At 63.2% G+C, this 16,856-nt stretch carries 12 protein-coding genes; 3 read left to right on the top strand and 9 right to left on the bottom strand.

Annotated features, from left to right (window positions below; genetic code table 11):
- Positions 1 to 18: 18 nt before the first annotated feature.
- The 4 genes from H582_RS0115285 to H582_RS0115305 form a co-directional block, all read right to left on the bottom strand.
- Complete coding sequence (locus H582_RS0115285) at positions 19 to 885, bottom strand: transglutaminase family protein (RefSeq protein ID WP_028599222.1); 867 nt, start codon at positions 883 to 885, stop codon at positions 19 to 21.
- Positions 882 to 1,874, bottom strand: a complete 993-nt coding sequence (locus H582_RS0115290) for an alpha-E domain-containing protein (RefSeq protein WP_028599223.1) — start codon at positions 1,872 to 1,874, stop codon at positions 882 to 884. The genes H582_RS0115285 and H582_RS0115290 overlap by 4 nt, the downstream gene beginning before the upstream one ends.
- The gene (locus H582_RS27865; RefSeq protein WP_084137351.1) at positions 1,868 to 3,412 is read right to left on the bottom strand and encodes a circularly permuted type 2 ATP-grasp protein; all 1,545 of its coding nucleotides are present in this window, start codon (positions 3,410 to 3,412) and stop codon (positions 1,868 to 1,870) included. Before H582_RS27865 ends, H582_RS0115290 begins: the two co-directional genes overlap by 7 nt.
- A gap of 401 nt (positions 3,413 to 3,813) precedes the next feature.
- Entirely contained in the window at positions 3,814 to 5,709 is a 1,896-nt protein-coding gene (locus H582_RS0115305) for a PrkA family serine protein kinase (protein ID WP_028599224.1), read from the bottom strand.
- A 248-nt stretch (positions 5,710 to 5,957) separates the two neighbouring features.
- Between H582_RS0115305 and H582_RS0115310 the strand changes: the two genes are divergently transcribed.
- Positions 5,958 to 6,707: a DUF2161 family putative PD-(D/E)XK-type phosphodiesterase gene (locus tag H582_RS0115310; RefSeq protein ID WP_028599225.1), complete on the top strand. Its 750-nt coding sequence runs from the start codon at positions 5,958 to 5,960 to the stop codon at positions 6,705 to 6,707.
- Between the two features lie 123 nt (positions 6,708 to 6,830).
- On the opposite strand, the gene H582_RS32430 is transcribed toward H582_RS0115310, so the two are convergent.
- The 5 genes from H582_RS32430 to H582_RS0115335 form a co-directional block, all read right to left on the bottom strand.
- Entirely contained in the window at positions 6,831 to 8,027 is a 1,197-nt protein-coding gene (locus tag H582_RS32430; RefSeq protein ID WP_028599226.1) for a hypothetical protein, read from the bottom strand.
- Between the two features lie 176 nt (positions 8,028 to 8,203).
- Entirely contained in the window at positions 8,204 to 9,532 is a 1,329-nt protein-coding gene (locus tag H582_RS0115320) for an ABC transporter substrate-binding protein (RefSeq protein WP_028599227.1), read from the bottom strand.
- Positions 9,533 to 9,740: 208 nt separating this feature from the next.
- Positions 9,741 to 11,042, bottom strand: coding sequence for an ABC transporter substrate-binding protein (locus tag H582_RS0115325; protein WP_043111412.1), 1,302 nt, complete (start codon positions 11,040 to 11,042; stop codon positions 9,741 to 9,743).
- 218 nt (positions 11,043 to 11,260) lie between these two features.
- The gene (locus H582_RS0115330) at positions 11,261 to 12,094 is read right to left on the bottom strand and encodes a carbohydrate ABC transporter permease (RefSeq protein WP_373864125.1); all 834 of its coding nucleotides are present in this window, start codon (positions 12,092 to 12,094) and stop codon (positions 11,261 to 11,263) included.
- Positions 12,091 to 12,972, bottom strand: coding sequence for a carbohydrate ABC transporter permease (locus H582_RS0115335; protein WP_028599230.1), 882 nt, complete (start codon positions 12,970 to 12,972; stop codon positions 12,091 to 12,093). Before H582_RS0115335 ends, H582_RS0115330 begins: the two co-directional genes overlap by 4 nt.
- A gap of 223 nt (positions 12,973 to 13,195) precedes the next feature.
- Between H582_RS0115335 and H582_RS27875 the strand changes: the two genes are divergently transcribed.
- Complete coding sequence (locus tag H582_RS27875; RefSeq protein WP_052333316.1) at positions 13,196 to 15,046, top strand: sensor histidine kinase; 1,851 nt, start codon at positions 13,196 to 13,198, stop codon at positions 15,044 to 15,046.
- A complete protein-coding gene (locus tag H582_RS0115345) occupies positions 15,043 to 16,635 on the top strand; it encodes a helix-turn-helix domain-containing protein (protein ID WP_028599231.1) in 1,593 nt (530 codons plus the stop codon). Before H582_RS27875 ends, H582_RS0115345 begins: the two co-directional genes overlap by 4 nt.
- The last annotated feature ends 221 nt before the right edge of the window (positions 16,636 to 16,856 follow it).

The raw sequence follows: 16,856 nt of genomic DNA on the forward strand, positions 1-16,856 counted from the left end.
TGCTTTTTTTGCCCGATGTCATTCCTCCGCCGGGCTGACGTCGACATGGACCTCGAGCGTCTGGACGCCGCTGCCGAGATAGACGCCTTTGAACGGGACGATGTCGCGATAGTCGAGTCCGTGCCCCAGCTTGACGTAGCGCTCGCCGACGAGCGACGCATTGGTCGGATCGTAGCCTCTCCAGCCCGCGCCGGGCACGTAGGCCTCCACCCAAGCGTGGGACGCCTGCTCGAAGTCGGCGTTGCCGCCGCTCAGGTCGCCGACGAAATGGTACCCGCTCACATACCGGGCCGGAACGCCTTGGCAGCGGCAGCAGGCGATCATCAGATGGGCGAAATCCTGGCAGACGCCGCGCCGCGTCTGCAGCAGATCGGACGCCTTGGTCTGCACCGTCGTCGCCAGCGGATCGTAGATGAATTCGTCGCGGATCCGGCCGCAGAGCCGCTCCAGCCACGAGCCGACGCCCCGCTCGTCCGGCGGATGGCCGTCCGTGTAGGAGCGGATGCCCGCAGTCTGCTCCGTATAGCCGGTCGGCAGCAAATATTCCGCGAAGCGGTCGAGCGCCTCGTCCCCGCCGAGCCAGCTCCATGCCGCATCCGCTTCGGCCTCCGCCCGTCCTGCGGCCCCGCCCGGCTCTTTTGTCGTCACAATGGAGTGCGTCCGCACCGTCAGCGAGCGATGGGCGGCGTTGACCGTGAAGGCATGCACCTTGTTGCCGAACGCATCCTCGTAAGCGAGCAGCGGCGCGTTCGGCTCGACGGAGATGCTGTGCTGATAGCAGGACTGATGCTTATTGGTCACCGGCGTGAGCCGGATTTCGTTGACGCTGTCCCGGACCGGGTCGGAGTACCGGTACGTGGTGACATGCGAGATGCGCAGCTTCATGCGGTAGCCTCCCCGAGGCGAAAGAACGCCGCCTCCATCGCCGCCCCCAGCTGCCTCGACTGCTCCAGCAGATGCGCGACGATCCGGCCGTCCCGATCGAGCAGCAGGTCGTCGCGCTCGAGGCAGGCCAGATCGGCCAGCACCCGCGCCGAGCTGCGCAGCAGCTTGTCGCGGCGGGCGCGCATCGCCGGCTCCTGCGCCTCCAGCAGGCTCAGATGCGCGTCCATCTTGCGGAGGGAATACTGCACGCTGCGCGGAAAGGCCGCGTTGAGCAGCACGAACTCCATGATCGCATCCACGCCGAGCCCGTCCGCATGATAGCGGCGGAACGAGTCGTAGCCGCTGATCGAGCGCAGCACCGCCTGCAGGTACGGATACGCCTCCGGCTCGTGCCAGCCTCCGCCCGGCACCCATCCGCGCACCGCCTGCAGGATGCGCAGCGTGTTCTCCATCCGCTCCAGATAGCGGCCGCATTCCAGGAAGCGCCATTCGTTCTCGCGCGGCATGACGGATTGGCTATAGCCCTGGAACAGGCTCGCCCAATCCTTCATTTGGCGGAAGAAAGCATGCGGCGCCTCCTTGCGCCAGCCGTCTTCCTGCCGTTCCCGCAGCCACAGGTACATGCCGTTGAGCGCATCCCACAGCTCCCCCGGCAGCTTTTCCCGCAGCGTCCGCAAATTCGCGCGCGCGGCGCTTACGCAACTGAGCATCGAGTTCGGATTGGCGCGGTCCATCGTGACGTACTGGAGCACGTCATCCTCGTAATAGCCGTCGTACGCGCTCTCGAACTCCTTGCGGTCGCCGATGGCGCCGACGACGAGCGCCCACTTGCCCGCGTTGTCCACCTCCGATCTCAGGCGGTCGTCGACCGCCTCGCGCGGCTGCAGCTGCTGCAGATGATAGAGCACGTCCACGAAGCGCGCATGGTTTTCCGTCCGCTCCATATACCGTCCGATCCAGCATAGTGCCTCTGCGTTCCGGTTCAGCATCCGCATTCCTCCTCGTTCCGATCCTGGTCTTGACTCTGCGCCTCGCACCGGCTCTGATCGCCGCGCGGGCCCGAACGTCCGCGCCTCGGCACCCATGTATCCTTCACGCCGCCGCCCTGCGAGGAGTTCACCACAAGCGAGCCTTCCTGCAAGGCGACCCGGGTCAGCCCGCCGGGAACGACATGCGGCTCTCCGCCGCTGCCGCTGAGCACGAAGCCACGCAGGTCGATGTGGCGAGGCATCATGCCGCCCGCCCCCATGACCGGCGCGGTCGACAGCTTCATCGTGCGCTGAGCGATATAGCGGCCCGGCTGCTCCCGGATCCGCTCGCGGAACGCCGCCAGCTCCTGCGCCGACGCCTGCGGTCCGATCAGCATGCCGTAGCCGCCCGACAGCGACGTCTCCTTGACGACCAGCTCCTCCAGGCGATCCAGCACATATTCGCGCTCCTCCTTGCGGGACAGGATGTAGGTCGGCACGTTCGACAGGATCGGCTCCTCGCCCAGATAATAGCGGATCAGGTCAGGCACATAGGCATAGACCGCCTTGTCGTCGGCGACGCCGGTGCCGGGAGCGTTGGCGATCGCCACGTTGCCGGCCCGATAGGCGTTCATCAGGCCGGCGACGCCGAGCATCGAGTCGGGCTGGAAGGAAAGCGGATCGAGAAATTCGTCGTCGATGCGACGATAGATGACATCGACCTGACGCAATCCTCGCAGATCACGCAAGTAGATCTTGTGGTCCTTGCAGACGAGATCCCGTCCCTCGACGAGATGGATGCCGAGCTGCTGCGCGAGGAAGGTATGCTCGTAATAGGCCGAATTGTACGGACCGGGAGTGAGCAGCACGATGAACGGGTCTTTTTTGCCCGAGGGGGCGAGCGAGCGGAGGCTGGTCAAAAACACGTTCAGGCTGCGCTCGGTATCCTCGATCGAGCTCGGCAGGTACAGGTCGGGAAACAGCTCGCTCATGAGGCTGCGCCCCTTGAACAGATAGGAGAAGCCCGACGGACTGCGCAGATTGTCCTCCAGCACGTAATAGCCCGTCTCGTCGCGGATCAGGTCGATGCCGGCCGCCGTGACGTAGACGTCTCCCGGCGCGTCCAGTCCGGCCATTTCCGGCCGGTAGTAGGTGTTGCCGACGATCATGCGGCGCGGGATGACTCCGTCGCGCACGCAGCGCTGGCCGTGGTAGAGGTCGCGGATGAAGCGGTTCAGCGCGATGGTCCGCTGGCGCAGCCCGGCCTCGAGCAGGCTCCATTCGGCGGCAGGTATGATGCGCGGGACGCAGTCGAAAGGAATCGTGCGCTCCAGCGGGTCCGGAGCTCCCGGCGCATGGAGCGTGAAGGTGATGCCTTCCTCCAGCATGCGGCTGCCGAAAGCCTGCCGGCGTCTCGCCAGCTCGGACGGCCCCATCGCGGCGAAGCTCCGATGCACCTGCTCGTAGTGGAGCCGCACGCGGCCTTGCTCGTCATACATCTCGTCGTAGAAGGAACGGGAATCATAGGCTGGAACACGGGTCGGTTCTGCGGTAGACATGGCTGACGGCCTCCCTCCGGGTCAACCTGCAGCGGGAAACGCTCGAGGTGCCCTCCATGATGGATCGAAGCGCTTGGGTATATTTACCCAATCATACAAGGATCTATCAATTCATGTCAATATAGTTGACATTAATGGAGCGTAAAAAAGCCCCCTATACAGGGGCTTACTGAATTCGTCTATTTGTCCATGCACGACGCTTGGATGGAAAAGCTCGCCTCCAGAATGGAGGTGACGCCTATGTCATTTTCGCTACAGGAAGTGATGATGCTCGGGATGTTCCTGCTAGCATTGCTCGCTTACTTAAAACGAAAATAACCCGTCCAAGTTAGCCTCTGGAAACGGGTTATTTTCGAATCCCACGTTTTACAATCCGGAGGTTTCCTCCAAGTTTTTCGCCCTTACCGGTTCAGCAGGCTGCCGACATACCGCAGCAGCTCGTTGGCGCTGGCAGGCGTGTAGCCATGCTCGTCGACGAGGCGCTTGGTCACCTCGTTCATGCGCTTGAGCTGGTTCTCGTCCGGCGTTTTGGTCGATGTCGTGATCTTGACGATGTCCTTGAGGTCGGCGAACAGCTTCTTCTCCACCGCCTCGCGCAGCCGCTCGTGGCTCGTGTAGTCGAACTTGCGCCCCTTGCGGGAGTAGGACGAGATGCGGATAAGGATCTCCTCGCGGAACGCCTTCTTCGCGTTTTCCGAGACGCCGATCTGCTCCTCGATGGAGCGCATGAGCCGCTCGTCGGGATCGAGCGCCTCGCCGGTGAGCGGGTCCTTGATCTTCGACCAGTTGCAGTACGCTTCGATGTTGTCGAGATAGTTCTCGAACAGCGTGCGCGCCGACTCCTCGAACGAATAGACGAACGCCTTCTGGACCTCGTTCTTGGCCAGCTGGTCGTATTCCTTGCGCGCCGCCGAAATGAAGTTTAAGTAACGCTCGCGCTCCTCCTTCGTGATCGAAGGATGCTGGTCGAGCCCGTCCTTGAGCGCCCGCAGCACGTCGAGCGCATTGATATGGTCCATCTCGCCCTTGATGAGGGCGCTGGAGATGCGGTTGATGACATAGCGGGGGTCGATGCCCGACATGCCTTCTTCCAGGAATTCGTTCTGCATTTCCTTGAGGTCGGCGTCCTTGTAGCCTTCGACTTCCTCGCCGTCGTACATGCGCATCTTCTTGACGAGGTCCATGCCCTGCTTCTTGGACTCCTTGAGCCGCGTCAGGATCGAGAAGATGGCCGCCGTGCGCAGCGCATGCGGCGCGATGTGCACATGGCGCAGGTCGCTCTGGGCGATCAGCTTGCTGTAGATCTTCTCTTCCTCCGACACCCGCAGGTTGTACGGGATCGGCATGACGATCATCCGCGACTGCAGCGCTTCGTTCTTCTTGTTGGCGATGAACGCCTTGTACTCGGATTCGTTCGTATGGGCGACGATCAGCTCATCCGCGCTGATGAGCGCGAAGCGGCCGGCCTTGAACTGCCCTTCCTGCGTCAGCGACAGCAGGTTCCAGAGGAACTTCTCGTCGCATTTGAGCATTTCCTGGAACTCCATCAGGCCGCGGTTGGCCTTGTTGAGCTCGCCGTCGAACCGATAGGCGCGCGGATCGGATTCCGAGCCGTACTCCGTGATCGTCGAGAAGTCGATGCTGCCGGTCAGGTCGGCGATGTCCTGCGACTTCGGATCCGACGGGCTGAACGTGCCGATGCCGACGCGGTTGTCCTCCGACAGGAAGACCCGCTCGATCTGCACGTTCTCGATGTCGTTCTCGAACTCGTTTTTCAGCCGCAGCTGGCAGTGCGGGCACAGGTTGCCCTCGATCCGTACGCCGAGCTCCCGCTCGAGCTCCGGCCGCAGCTCATGCGGGATGAGGTGGAGCGGATCCTCGTGCATCGGGCAGCCCTTGATCGCATACACCGCCCCCTGGTCCGTGCGCGAGAATTTCTCCAGCCCTTTCTTGAGCATCGTGACGATCGTCGACTTGCCGCCGCTGACCGGACCCATGAGCAGAAGGATCCGCTTGCGCACGTCCAGCCGCCGCGCCGCCGAGTGGAAATATTCCTCCATCAGCTTCTCGACCGCCCGGTCGAGGCCGAAAATCTCCTGCTCGAAGAACTTGTAGCTCTTCTGTCCGTTCTTCTCGTCGATGCCATGCGACTTGATCATCTCGTACACCCGCGCATGCGCCGTCATCGCCGGCGCCGGATCGTTCCGCAGCAGCTCGATGTACTCCTTGAACGTCCCCGTCCAGGCGAGCCGCTCGCCCTCCGACTTGTATTCCGCGATCCGTTTGAAAATATCCATGCTGCGCCTCCTCCCATTCCTTCCGCGTCAAGACCCTCGCCGTCCGCTCCGCCCAGGCTGTATCTCTGCTTCCCACTCCTGAATAGCATCGTATTCGAAGTATTAAAGCCTATGCGGAGGGGGGCGATAACTTGACCGGAAATTTGGAGTCGGACAAGATTTGCCAGACCTTCGGCGATCTCCTATAATGGACGGAATGAGAACGCCTGTGCCGGTGGAGCGGCGGGCGGCGGGGAGGCCGAGAGGGCATGGCGGTGAAGGAGGAAGCGGAGCTGTACGGGCCGGTGAAGGCCTATCTGGAGGCGCGGGGCTACGAGGTGAAGGGCGAGGTGCTGAGCTGCGATCTGGTGGCGGTCCGGCCGGACGGCGATACGCTAATCGTCGAGATGAAAAAGACGTTCACGCTCGCGCTGCTGCTGCAGGGCGTCCAGCGGCTGCGGATCGCGGACAAGGTGCTGCTCGCGGTCGAACGCAACCGCTCCCGCAAAGGGGCGGTCAACCAGCGCTTCGGCGAGCTGGCGGAGCTGTGCCGCATGCTCGGGCTCGGCCTGATGACGGTTACGTTCTACAAGACCAAATCTCCCGTCCTGGAGTTGCTCTGCGAGCCCGGCGACGCGCCGCTGCGCGGACGGCGCCCGTCCCGCGAGCGGCGGCTGCTGCAGGAGTTCCGCGAGCGCAGCGGCGACTACAACGTCGGCGGCAGCGGGCGCGTCCGGGGCAGCCGGCTCATGACCGCCTACCGCGAAAAAGCGCTCCGCCTCGCCTGGGCTCTCCAGGCGCACGGAGCGCTGTCGCCGGCGCGCGCGCGCGAGCTGACCGGCGTCGCCAAGTCAGGCGAGTTCCTGCGCGCCAACTACTACGGCTGGTTCGCCAAGGTCGAGCGCGGCATCTACCGGCTGCTGCCGGCCGGCGAAGCCGCTCTCGCGGAGCATGCCGCAGTCATCGACGGCTGGCTGCTGCAGCAGGGCGCGGCCGCTCGGGAGGCGGAGCGGGACTGAGAGCCGGAAGCGGCTCTCCCTCCGGCGAGGCTCGAATCTGCCTCGGCGGCCCGGACCGCCCGCCTCGAGAGGCGGAGCGCCTTCCCCGCTCGGCGGAGGATACGGCCACGCTCCCCGGCTTCTTCAGCTGCGCGCGGTGAACTCGCGCATCGCCTCCGCGAGTCCGCTCAGCGCCAACGCCAGCTGCGCTCCGCTCGCGGCTCCGGCGGCCAGCCTCGCTGCGCCTGAACCCGGCGCTGCGCCGAGGCCGGCGCCGGCAATCCCGATGCACAGCCCGCGCAGCCGGGCCGCGCGCTGCAGAGCGCGCGCGTCCAGCCCCTCGGGCAGCAGCAGCTCCATCGCTGCGCCGCGCGGATCGCGCCGCCAGCGCAGCCCGGCCGGCATGGAGGCGGCGTTCAGCGCCTCCTCCAGCTCCTGCAGCGCCGCTTCGCAAGCCGCTGCCGCCGCGGCGCGGCGCGGCTCCAGCTCGCCCAGGCCGAGCAGCTCCTCCATGACGAGCAGCTCCCAGCCGCTCGCCGCGCCGGAGCGCCGCTGCTCCTCGCGCACCCGCCGCAGCAGCTCCGGCGGCCCGCTCGCCCAGGCTGCGCCCAGGCCGGGCACGCCGCTCGCGAGCGAGCCGACGGCGAGCAGCCGCCTGGCGGCATGCCCGCCAGGCGCGCCCCGCTTCGCCGGCGCCGCCGCTCCTGCGCCTTCGCCCGCTCCTGCACGCCCTCCTGCATCCGCTCCTGCGCCGCCGCCCGCTCCTGCATCCGCTCCTGCGCCGCCGCCTGCTCCTGCACGCCCCCCTGCGACTCCGCCTGCACCTGCTCCCGCTACTGCGCCCGCCCCTGCTCCCGATGCCGGACGCCATGACCAGGCGCTGTCCGGCCGCAGCTCGACCTGCCAAGCATTCGGCTCCTCATTCGCGTCGTCCGGCGCGGCGCCGCTCCGCCCCGGACTTTGCCGCTCCTCGCCCGCTTGCCCGCGCGCTCGCTGCCCATCGCTCCGCTGCGGCTGCTCGCGCAGATGTCCTGCGCCTTGCCGCTGCGGCACCGGGCCGAGCCTGCCGCCTGTCGCGGCGAGCGCGCGCCGGACCAGCTCCAGCGCCGCCTCCGCGCTCGCCGCGACGACGATGCCCTCGCCAGGCCGCGCCGTCTCCTCCGCGCCGAGCGCGCGCTGCAGCAGCGCGGCCAGCCGCTGGCCGGCGTCCTCGCCTAGGGCCGTCTTCCCTTGCGCCAGCGTCCGCCGAGCCGCCTCGAGCACCTCGCTGTCGGCGTACAGCCGCAGCGCTTCCCCCGGACGGTCCAGCGCTATGCAGCCGAAGCTTCTCTCCATCGCCATGCCCGGCGCCCTCCTTTTTTCGGCCCGGCCTCAGGCCCTCCATTCCACGCCGCCGCCGCACGGCCGCCTTCGCCCAGCCCGCTCCATCCGCCCCTTGCCCGGCGCCTGCCTCGATCCCTCCGCGCAAAAAAACGCCCCTGAAGCATATATGCTTCAGGGACGCGCCTTAGAACCGCTTATTTTTTCGCCATGCTGGTCCATTTCGCTTCGATGTTCTTCAGCAGGCCGGCTTTATCCACCTTGCCCGCGACATACGCCTGCATCTCCGCGCCGACTTCCTGCGGCAAGCCTTCCGGCATTTGGTTGAAGTACCAGCCGGACGTCTTGTTGTCCTTGGAGTAGGCCATGATGTCCGTCGCGATCGCGCCGAGCACCTTCTCGTCGGTCACTTCGATCGACTTGAGCGCCGGGATGAACTTGAACTCCTCGACGATGTAGCGCTTGCCCGTCTCGCTCGTCGCCAGCCAGTTGAGGAACTCCTTGGCCGCTTCCTTGTTTTTGGAGTTCTTGTTGACCGCCCAGTTGTTCGGCACGCCGACCATGATGTTGCCGCTCTTCTCGCTGTCGTCGATCGGCATCGGCAGCACGCCGATGTTCATGTCCGGCGTAATGCCGTCGATCTGCACCTGCGTCCAGTTGCCCTGCTGCATCATCGCCGTCTTGCCGCTGGCGAACAGCGTCACCTGCGTGTTGTAGTCGGTCGTCAGCGGGTTCTTGTTGCTGTACTTCATCGTCAGGTCGAACAGGTTGAACCATTTTTCCACGACCGGGTTGCCGGCCAGGCCGCCCTTGCCCTCGTTGAGGCCCTGGATCAGCGCCGCAGGATCATCCTGATCGGCGAGCGCGACGTTGAACAGATGGTTGCCGAGCACCCACCACTCCTGGTAGCCGTTGGAGAACGGCGTGATGCCGGCGTCCTGCAGCTTCTTGGCGGCCGCGTCGAGCTCCGTGAGCGTCTTCGGCAGCTCGGTGATGCCCGCTTTTTCGAACAGGTCCTTATTGTAAATGTAGCCGTAGCCCTCGATGCCGATCGGCATGCCGTACATCTTGCCGTCGCGGCTGATCGGCTCCTTCGCCGTGTCGAGCACGTCGCTTACCCACGGCTGGTCGGACAGATCCTCCATCTTGTCGATCCAGGTCGTCAGCTCGGCGTTGCCGCCGTTGTTGAAGATGTCCGGCTCCTGGCCGGAAGCGAATTTCGCTTTCAGGCCCGCGCCGTAGTCCGCGCCGCCGCCCATCGTCTCGATGTTCAGCGTGACGTTCGGATGCTCCTTCTCGTAGTCGGCTTTCAGACGGTTCATCGCATCGGCGATCTCGACTTTATATTGGAAGATATTGAGCGTGACCTTTTCGCCGCTGCCCGCGTTCGTTCCGGAGCCGGCGTTCGTCGCCGTATTGGCCGGGGCTTCGTTGCCGTTCGAGCCCGAGTTGCCGGAAGTGCTGCAGCCTGCCGCCAGGCTGAGCGCCAGACCGGCGGACAAGACGGTTACCATCGTTTTTTTCATTCGCTTTTCCTCCTTGGATAATGACCCTCGTTCGTCCTGCAAGCGCCCTGAGTTCTATATTGGCTGATGTTCCCTTAGATTCTCCTGGGAACAATCCAAGTATACCTTCGGTCATGCAAACGCTACCACCGAGGATGTTGAACAAAAAGGGGGAAAATATTGATGCCGAATCTCCGGATCAATATCTTCCCCCTGCGGGCTTGCCGCCTTATTTCGCGAACGTGCCCCACTTGGTCTGAATGTTTTTAAGCATCTGCTCCTTGCTCGACTTGCCGGCGACGTACGCCTGCATTTCCGCGCCGACTTCCTGCGGCAGCCCTTCCGGCATCTGGTTGAAGTACCAGCCGGACGTCTTGCCGTCCTTGGAATAGGCCATGATGTCGTTCGCGATCGCGCCGAGCACCTTCTCGTCGGTCACCTCGATCGACTTGAGCGCCGGAATGAACTTGAACTCCTCGACCGTGTAGCGCTTGCCCGTCTCGCTCGTCGCCAGCCAGTTGAGGAAGTCCTTGGCGGCTTGCTTGTTCTTGGCGTTTTTGTTCACGACCCAATAGTTCGGCACGCCGACGAAGATGTTGCCGCTTTTCTCGCTGTCGTCGATCGGCATCGGCAGCACGCCGATGTTCATGTCCGGGGTGATGCCGTCGATCTGCACCTGAGTCCAGTTGCCCTGCTGCATCATCGCCGCCTTGCCGCTCGCGAACAGCGTTACCTGCGTATTGTAGTCCGTCGTCAGCGGGTTCTTGTTGCTGTTCTGGATCATCAGGTCGAACAGGTTGAACCAGTCGCCGACGACTTTATTGCCCGCCAGATCGCCCTTCTTCTCGTTCATTGACTGGATGAACGCGGCCGGGTCCTCTTGATCCGCCAGCGCGACGTTGAACGTGTGGTTGCCGAGGACCCACCACTCCTGATAGCCGTTCGCGAACGGAGTAATGTCGGCTGCCTTCAGCTTCTCGACGGCCGCCTTCAGCTCGGTGAGCGTCTTCGGAGGCGTATCGATGCCCGCTTTGGCGAACAGATCCTTGTTGTACAGCAGGCCGTAGCCTTCGATGCCCATCGGCAGGCCGTAGTTTTTGCCGCCCGAGGTGATGCCTTCCTTCGCCGTATCGATAACGTCGGATTGCCAAGGCTCGCCGCTGAGATCCTCCAGCTTGTCGACCCAGGTCGTCAGATCGGCGTTGCCGCCGTTGTTGAAAATATCAGGCTCCTGGCCGGAGGCGAATTTCGCCTTCAGGCCCGCGCCGTAGTCCGCGCCGCCGCCCATCGTCTCGATGTTCAGCGTGACGTTCGGATGCTCCTTCTCGTAATCGGCCTTGAGGCGGTTCATCGCGTCGGCGATCTCCACCTTGAATTGGAAGATGTTCAGCGTCACCTTCTCGCCGCTTCCGGCGCCTCCGGAATTGCCCGCCGCCTCGTTGCCGGCACCGCCGTTGTTCGTCGTGCTGCAGCCGGCCAGCATGGCGATGGCTACGCCCGCGGATACCGCGGTCATCAAGCTCTTTTTCATCTTTTTCAAGCCCCTTTCCTATCCTTGCTCCCTTTAGTATGCCAATGTTTCGGCATCGGATGCGGAAGCGTCTCTGGTTTATGGCCTTAGTATACCCGTTCTGTGCAAACGTTGGCACATACGATATTGCGGCAAAAGGGGGAGGATATTGACCTCGCTTTCGCGCGGGTCAACATCCTCCCCCTCGGGGAATGTCCGGCTATGCTCCTTTGATCCGATCAGCCCTTCACCGAGCCGGCCGTAATGCCCTCGATGATATGACGCTGCAGCGTCAGGAAGAACACGAGGATCGGCAGCACGCCCATGACGAGGCCGGCGAGCGCCAAGTCCCACTGCTTCGTGTACTGCCCGAAGAAGGAATACGTCGAGAGCGGGATCGTCCGGTTCGCCTCGCCGAGCATCAGGTTCGGCAGCAGGAAGTCGTTCCAGATCCAAAGGCTGTTCAGGATGATGATCGTCGCCGTCATCGGCTTGAGCAGCGGGAAGACGATGCGCCAGAACACGCCGTAAGGCGAGCAGCCGTCGACCGTCGCCGACTCCTCGATCTCGACCGGAATCGACTTGACGAAGCCGTGATACAGGAAGATCGTGAGCGACGAGCCGAAGCCCATATAGCACACCCACAGCCCCCAGATGCTGTTCGTCAGGCCGAACGTAGCCGCTACCTTCATCAGCGGAATCATGATCGACTGGAACGGGATGACCATCGCCGCGACGAACACCATGAACAGGATGTTGTTGTACTTGGACGGATGGCGGACCATCCGGTAGGCGCACATCGAGCAGATGATCGCCAGGCCGATGATGCTCGTCACCGTGATGAGGAACGAGTTCATGAACGACGCCGGAAACTTCATGATTTCCCAGGCGCGGGTGAAGTTGTCGAACGTCCACGGATTCGGCAGAGCGGCGGAGTCGAGCAGGATGTCCGCGTACTTTTTCAGCGAGTTGCTGACGAGGAAGTAGAACGGGACGAGGAACACGAGCGCGATGAGCACCGCGACGATTTCCAGGATAATCGTCGACCAGCGATAGCGGCTGTTTTCCATCAGACCTGCACCTCCTTGCGTTTCGTCAGCCATACCTGCGCCGACGAGATCAGCGCGACGACGATGAAGAAGACCAGCGCCTTCGCCGTGCCGAGACCGTAGTTGTTGTTTTGGAACGCTTCATTGTAGATATTGAGCGCGACGGACTGCGTCGAGTTGTACGGTCCGCCCTTGGTCAGCGACAGGATGATGTCGAACGACTTGAACGACCAGCTGAGCGCGAGGAACAGCGAGATCGTGACGGCCGGCATGATGAGCGGCACCGTAATGTGGCGCAGCCGCTGCCAAGGGGTCGCTCCGTCGATCGACGCCGCCTCGATCAGCTCGCGCGGCACGTTGATGAGCGCGGAGATGTAGATGACCATCAGATAGCCGGCGGTGCTCCAGATCGTCACGATGACGATGCCCCAGAAGGCGGTCGTCTCGTCGCCGAGCCAAGGCAGGTTGAACAGCGCCCAGCCTGTCTTTTCGCCGACGGCCGCGAAGCCTTTGACGAAGATGAACTGCCAGATGAAGCCGAGCAGCAAGCCGCCGATGACGTTCGGCATGAAGAAGATCGTGCGCAGCACGTTCCGCGACTTGAGAGGCTGCACGAGCAGCAGCGCCAGCAGGAAGCCGACGAGGTTGGAGAGGATGACCGCGGCGACCGTGAACCGCGCCGTGAAGGCGAACGAGCTCAAAAAGGTCTGATCGCTGAAAATGTTGATGAAGTTGCTCAGGCCGATGAATTCGGCGTTGTCGGACACGCCGTTCCACTCGAAGAACGAGTAGTACATGCCCATAAAGAAGGGAAGCGCAACAATGATCGCGAACGCGAGCGTGACCGGGCCCGTGAAGACGATCTGCTGGATCCATGATTTGGACCATCCGCTGCTTTTCATCCCGTATCTCCCCTTTCGCTTGAATCGTAGTCAGTTTGGCCTGCAGAATGTCGAAATATGCCCACCGCTTGCCTGATTATCCTTAAGTATAAAGGCGGAAGGACCCTCCTCCCACCGAGGATGATGACGGGAAAGGTGTAAAATATTGATGCTGCAGCCGCTTGCCGCTATAATCGAACGATAGCCCTTCCCGACCGGAAGGCAGGCAAAGGAGCGCTCTGCCGTGAAATTTTACTGGGTGAGGCGCAGCATCCGGACCAAGCTGGCCGTCTTCCTGCTGCTGGCGATCGGCATTCCGATGCTCGTCTCCATCACGATTACGAATACGCGGACGGCCCGCTTCGTCGAGGAAGACACGATCCGGCAAAATTCCAATCTGCTCTACCAGGGGAAGACGAATCTGGACAACTATTTCCGTTCCTTTTTCCAGACCTCGCTCGCGCCTTATTCCGACACGACCTTGTACCGCACGCTCGAGACCGGACGGAGCGACTATCTGACGGACAACCAGATCTTCGTCAGCCTGCAGCTCATGTCGTCGTCGGTCAAGGAAATCTACCAGGTGTACCTCCACTCTCCGCTTGCCGAACGCGGCTACCTGTACTCCAAGGGCCAGTACAAGCGGATGGAGCAGATCGTCAACGCTCCCGGCACGTCGCTGCCGGAAGGGGTCGCCTATTCGATCCGGCCGCTGCATATGAGCACCAACTACAACATCAGCGCCGCGCCGCCGTTCCTCTCGAAGCGCGTCATCACCGTCATCCGTCCGATCCTGCAAATTCCGAGCGACAAACAGATCGGCACGCTCTCGCTCGACATCACGCCCGAGATGATCATCTCGATCTGCGATCAGCTGTATCAGCGCGACCAAGGCGAGGAGGTGTACCTGCTCGATCCGTCCGGCGTCATCATCTACGGTCCCGATTCCGACCGGTTCGGCCTCAAGCTCGATGCCGAGTGGGCGCAGGAGCTGCTCGAGCAGTCGTCGCTGCCGGATGGCCACGACGCTCCGGGCGGAGCCCGCTCGACGCGGCTCGGCGGCGGCGATCACGAAGCGGTGTTCATCTACGAGCAGATCGAGGCGGGGGACAGCAACTGGACGCTCGTCAAGCGCATTCCCGACTCCGTGCTGAGAAGGGCGACGAATCAAGTGACGCAGGTCAATACCGGCGTGCTGATCGGCTCGCTGCTCATCGTCGCAGCCGCCGCGCTGTTCATCTCGTTCTGGATCACCGGCCCGATCAAGCGGCTGACCGGCTACGTCAGCCAGATCCAGTCCGGCCAGCTGCAGACCGACATCCATCTCGGCCAGGCCGACGAGATCGGCCAGCTCGCCCGGCGGTTCCGCATGATGATGGAGACGATCAACAACCTCGTCCTGCGCGAGTACAAGCTCGAGCTGGCCAACAAGACGAACCAGCTCAAGGCGCTTCAGGCGCAGGTGCATCCGCATTTCCTGTACAACGCGCTGCAGTCGATCGGCACGACCGCGCTCAAGCGCGGCGTTCCCGACCTGTACAAGCTCATCATGCAATTGGGCAAGATGATGCGGTACTCGATGAATACGGCCGAGGAATTTGTCGCTATTTCCCAGGAAATCGACCATGCCCGCTCCTATCTGGAGCTGCAGCGCCATCGCTTCGACGACAAGCTCACCTACGAGATCGCGATGGACGAAGGAGTCGGCGAGGCGCCGCTGCCGCGCATGGTCATCCAGCCGATCGTAGAGAATGTATTCAAGCATGCCTTCGATCCGTCCGGCGGAGAAGTCCATGTATCGATCCGCTGCTTCCGCGAGGACGGCCGGATCCGGATCGAGATCGCCGACAACGGTCCCGGCGTCAAGCCGGAGCGGCTGCAGGCGCTGCGCGCGAGCCTGCTCGGCGTCGATGACGAGAGCGCCTCGATCGGCGAGCACATCGGACTCGCCAACGTCGCGGCGCGGCTCGCCCTTCACTGCGGCGAGGAAGCCTCGATGAGGCTCGATTCCGGACTGGAGCCGCTCGGCGGCTTCTCCGTCACGCTCCTGCTGCCCGATCAGCTTCCATCCCAGACCAGCGAGGTGTCCCCATGAACGTATTGATCGTCGACGACGAGAGCCACGCGCGCGATGCGGCGAAGCTGCTTGTCGACTGGCAAGGACTCGGCTTCGAGCGCGTGCTCGAGGCGGACAACGGCGAAGCCGCCAAAATGCTCATGGATGAACACAATCCGATGCTCATCCTGACCGACATCCATATGCCGATCACGGACGGCATCCGCTTCATGGAGTGGACCAGCACGCATCATCCGGAAGCCAAGGTGATCGCCATCAGCGGCTACAACGACTTCGAGTACGTCCGCAAGACGATGAAGTACGGCGGCCGAGACTATATTTTGAAGCCGATCGACCCCGACCAGCTGAACGAGGCGGTGCAGCGCGCGCTCGAGGAGCATCGGAGCGAGACGAGGGAAAAGCAGCGCCAGGTCGAGAGCGGCATCGCGCTGAACCAGTACAAGCCCGTGTACTGGAGCCATCTGTTCGGCCGGCTGCTCGCCGGCTCCCAGGAGGCCGAGGCGGCCGCCGTGCAGCTGAAGGCCGAGTTTTCCGGCTTTCCCGACCAGGCGCCGATGCAAGCGGTGCTGCTCAGCCTGTACCCGATCCCGGACAAGCTGCTGCGCCGCTTCCGCGGCGACCGGGAGCTGCTCGATTTTGCAATCGTCAACGTGCTGAACGACCTGCTGCGCTCGGAGTGGCGCTGCGGCTACGCGTTCCGCAGCTCCGAGGCGCCCGACGAGCTGATCGCCCTGTTCTGGGACCGCTTCGACCTGCTGGAGGAGCGCGTCCGCCTGCTGATCGAGGCGGTGTCGATGACGCTCAAGGCGGAGCTGCATGCCGGCATCGGCGGCAAGGAAGAGCGGGCGTCCGCCGCCTGGCAGTCCGTCAAGCAAGCTCGGATCGCGCTCTCCCAGCGCAATCTGCTGACGCCGGAGCTGCGCATCCATCGCGGCGGCATTCCGGCGGCGGCAGGCGCGGCGCTCCCGAACCTGTCGGCGCTCGGCGACGCGCTGCGCCTGTCGATTCAAGTGCGCAACGCCGCCGAGGCGACCTCCGCGCTCGGCAATTGGTTCCGCCTCGTCCGCAGCCACGGCGTCGTCACGCCGGCCTCCGTCCGCGCGTGGGAGACGCAGATGGGCGTCATCCGCAGCCGCATCGAGCAGGAGTACGAGATCGATACGCTGCGCGACCAGGAGCTGCCGCTGGTGTTCAGCGACCAGGGCCGGCTGCTGCTCGACGAGACGGAGAAGGAATGGCGCCTCCTGCTGCTCGACTGGCTCGACGCGCTGCTGCGCAGCATCCGCCAGGAACGCAGCATCATCGACGAGATGAGCTCGTATATCGCTTCGCATTTGGAGGAAGACTTGAGCTTGCAGGCGCTGGCTTCGCGCTTTTTCCTCAGCCGCGAGCATGTGAGCCGGCGCTTCAAGCAGGAGACCGGCCAGACGCTGAGCGAGCATGTCGAGAGCCTGCGCATGGACAAGGCCCGCAAGCTGCTGTCCTCGTCGGAGCTGCGCGTCAGCGACGTCGCCGCCCAGGTCGGCTATACGGACGAGAAATATTTCAGCAAAGTGTTCAAGAAGCATTCCGGCTGCTCGCCGGGCCAATACCGCCATCGCGACTGACACATTCTGTTCACAACTTGAATCGTTTTCTTTTTTTCCCCAGTTGGGTATAATGAAGACAATTCGTACGGAGGTGCTACATATGTCCTTACCGTTTATCGTGGTCGTGCTGGTCTCGCTGCTCTTCCTGACGGCGATGCTTACCGCGGCGTACAACGACGACAAGACCAAAGGCCTTTAAAAAGGCTTAGGCTCGGCACTGCAAAACGACGAACAACAAA

The sequence above is a fragment of the Paenibacillus pasadenensis DSM 19293 genome, assembly GCF_000422485.1.
GTDB classification, from domain to species: Bacteria; Bacillota; Bacilli; order Paenibacillales; family Paenibacillaceae; genus Paenibacillus_O; species Paenibacillus_O pasadenensis.

Excerpts from the sequence above, each read along its gene's own strand:
- H582_RS0115285 (WP_028599222.1), bottom strand. The coding sequence starts at position 885 with ATGAAGCTGCGCATCTCGCATGTCACCACGTACCGGTACTCCGACCCG.
- H582_RS0115290 (WP_028599223.1), bottom strand. The coding sequence starts at position 1,874 with ATGCTGAACCGGAACGCAGAGGCACTATGCTGGATCGGACGGTATATG.
- H582_RS27865 (WP_084137351.1), bottom strand. The coding sequence starts at position 3,412 with ATGTCTACCGCAGAACCGACCCGTGTTCCAGCCTATGATTCCCGTTCC.
- H582_RS0115305 (WP_028599224.1), bottom strand. The coding sequence starts at position 5,709 with ATGGATATTTTCAAACGGATCGCGGAATACAAGTCGGAGGGCGAGCGG.
- H582_RS0115310 (WP_028599225.1), top strand. The coding sequence starts at position 5,958 with ATGGCGGTGAAGGAGGAAGCGGAGCTGTACGGGCCGGTGAAGGCCTAT.
- H582_RS32430 (WP_028599226.1), bottom strand. The coding sequence starts at position 8,027 with ATGGCGATGGAGAGAAGCTTCGGCTGCATAGCGCTGGACCGTCCGGGG.
- H582_RS0115320 (WP_028599227.1), bottom strand. The coding sequence starts at position 9,532 with ATGAAAAAAACGATGGTAACCGTCTTGTCCGCCGGTCTGGCGCTCAGC.
- H582_RS0115325 (WP_043111412.1), bottom strand. The coding sequence starts at position 11,042 with ATGAAAAAGAGCTTGATGACCGCGGTATCCGCGGGCGTAGCCATCGCC.
- H582_RS0115335 (WP_028599230.1), bottom strand. The coding sequence starts at position 12,972 with ATGAAAAGCAGCGGATGGTCCAAATCATGGATCCAGCAGATCGTCTTC.
- H582_RS0115345 (WP_028599231.1), top strand. The coding sequence starts at position 15,043 with ATGAACGTATTGATCGTCGACGACGAGAGCCACGCGCGCGATGCGGCG.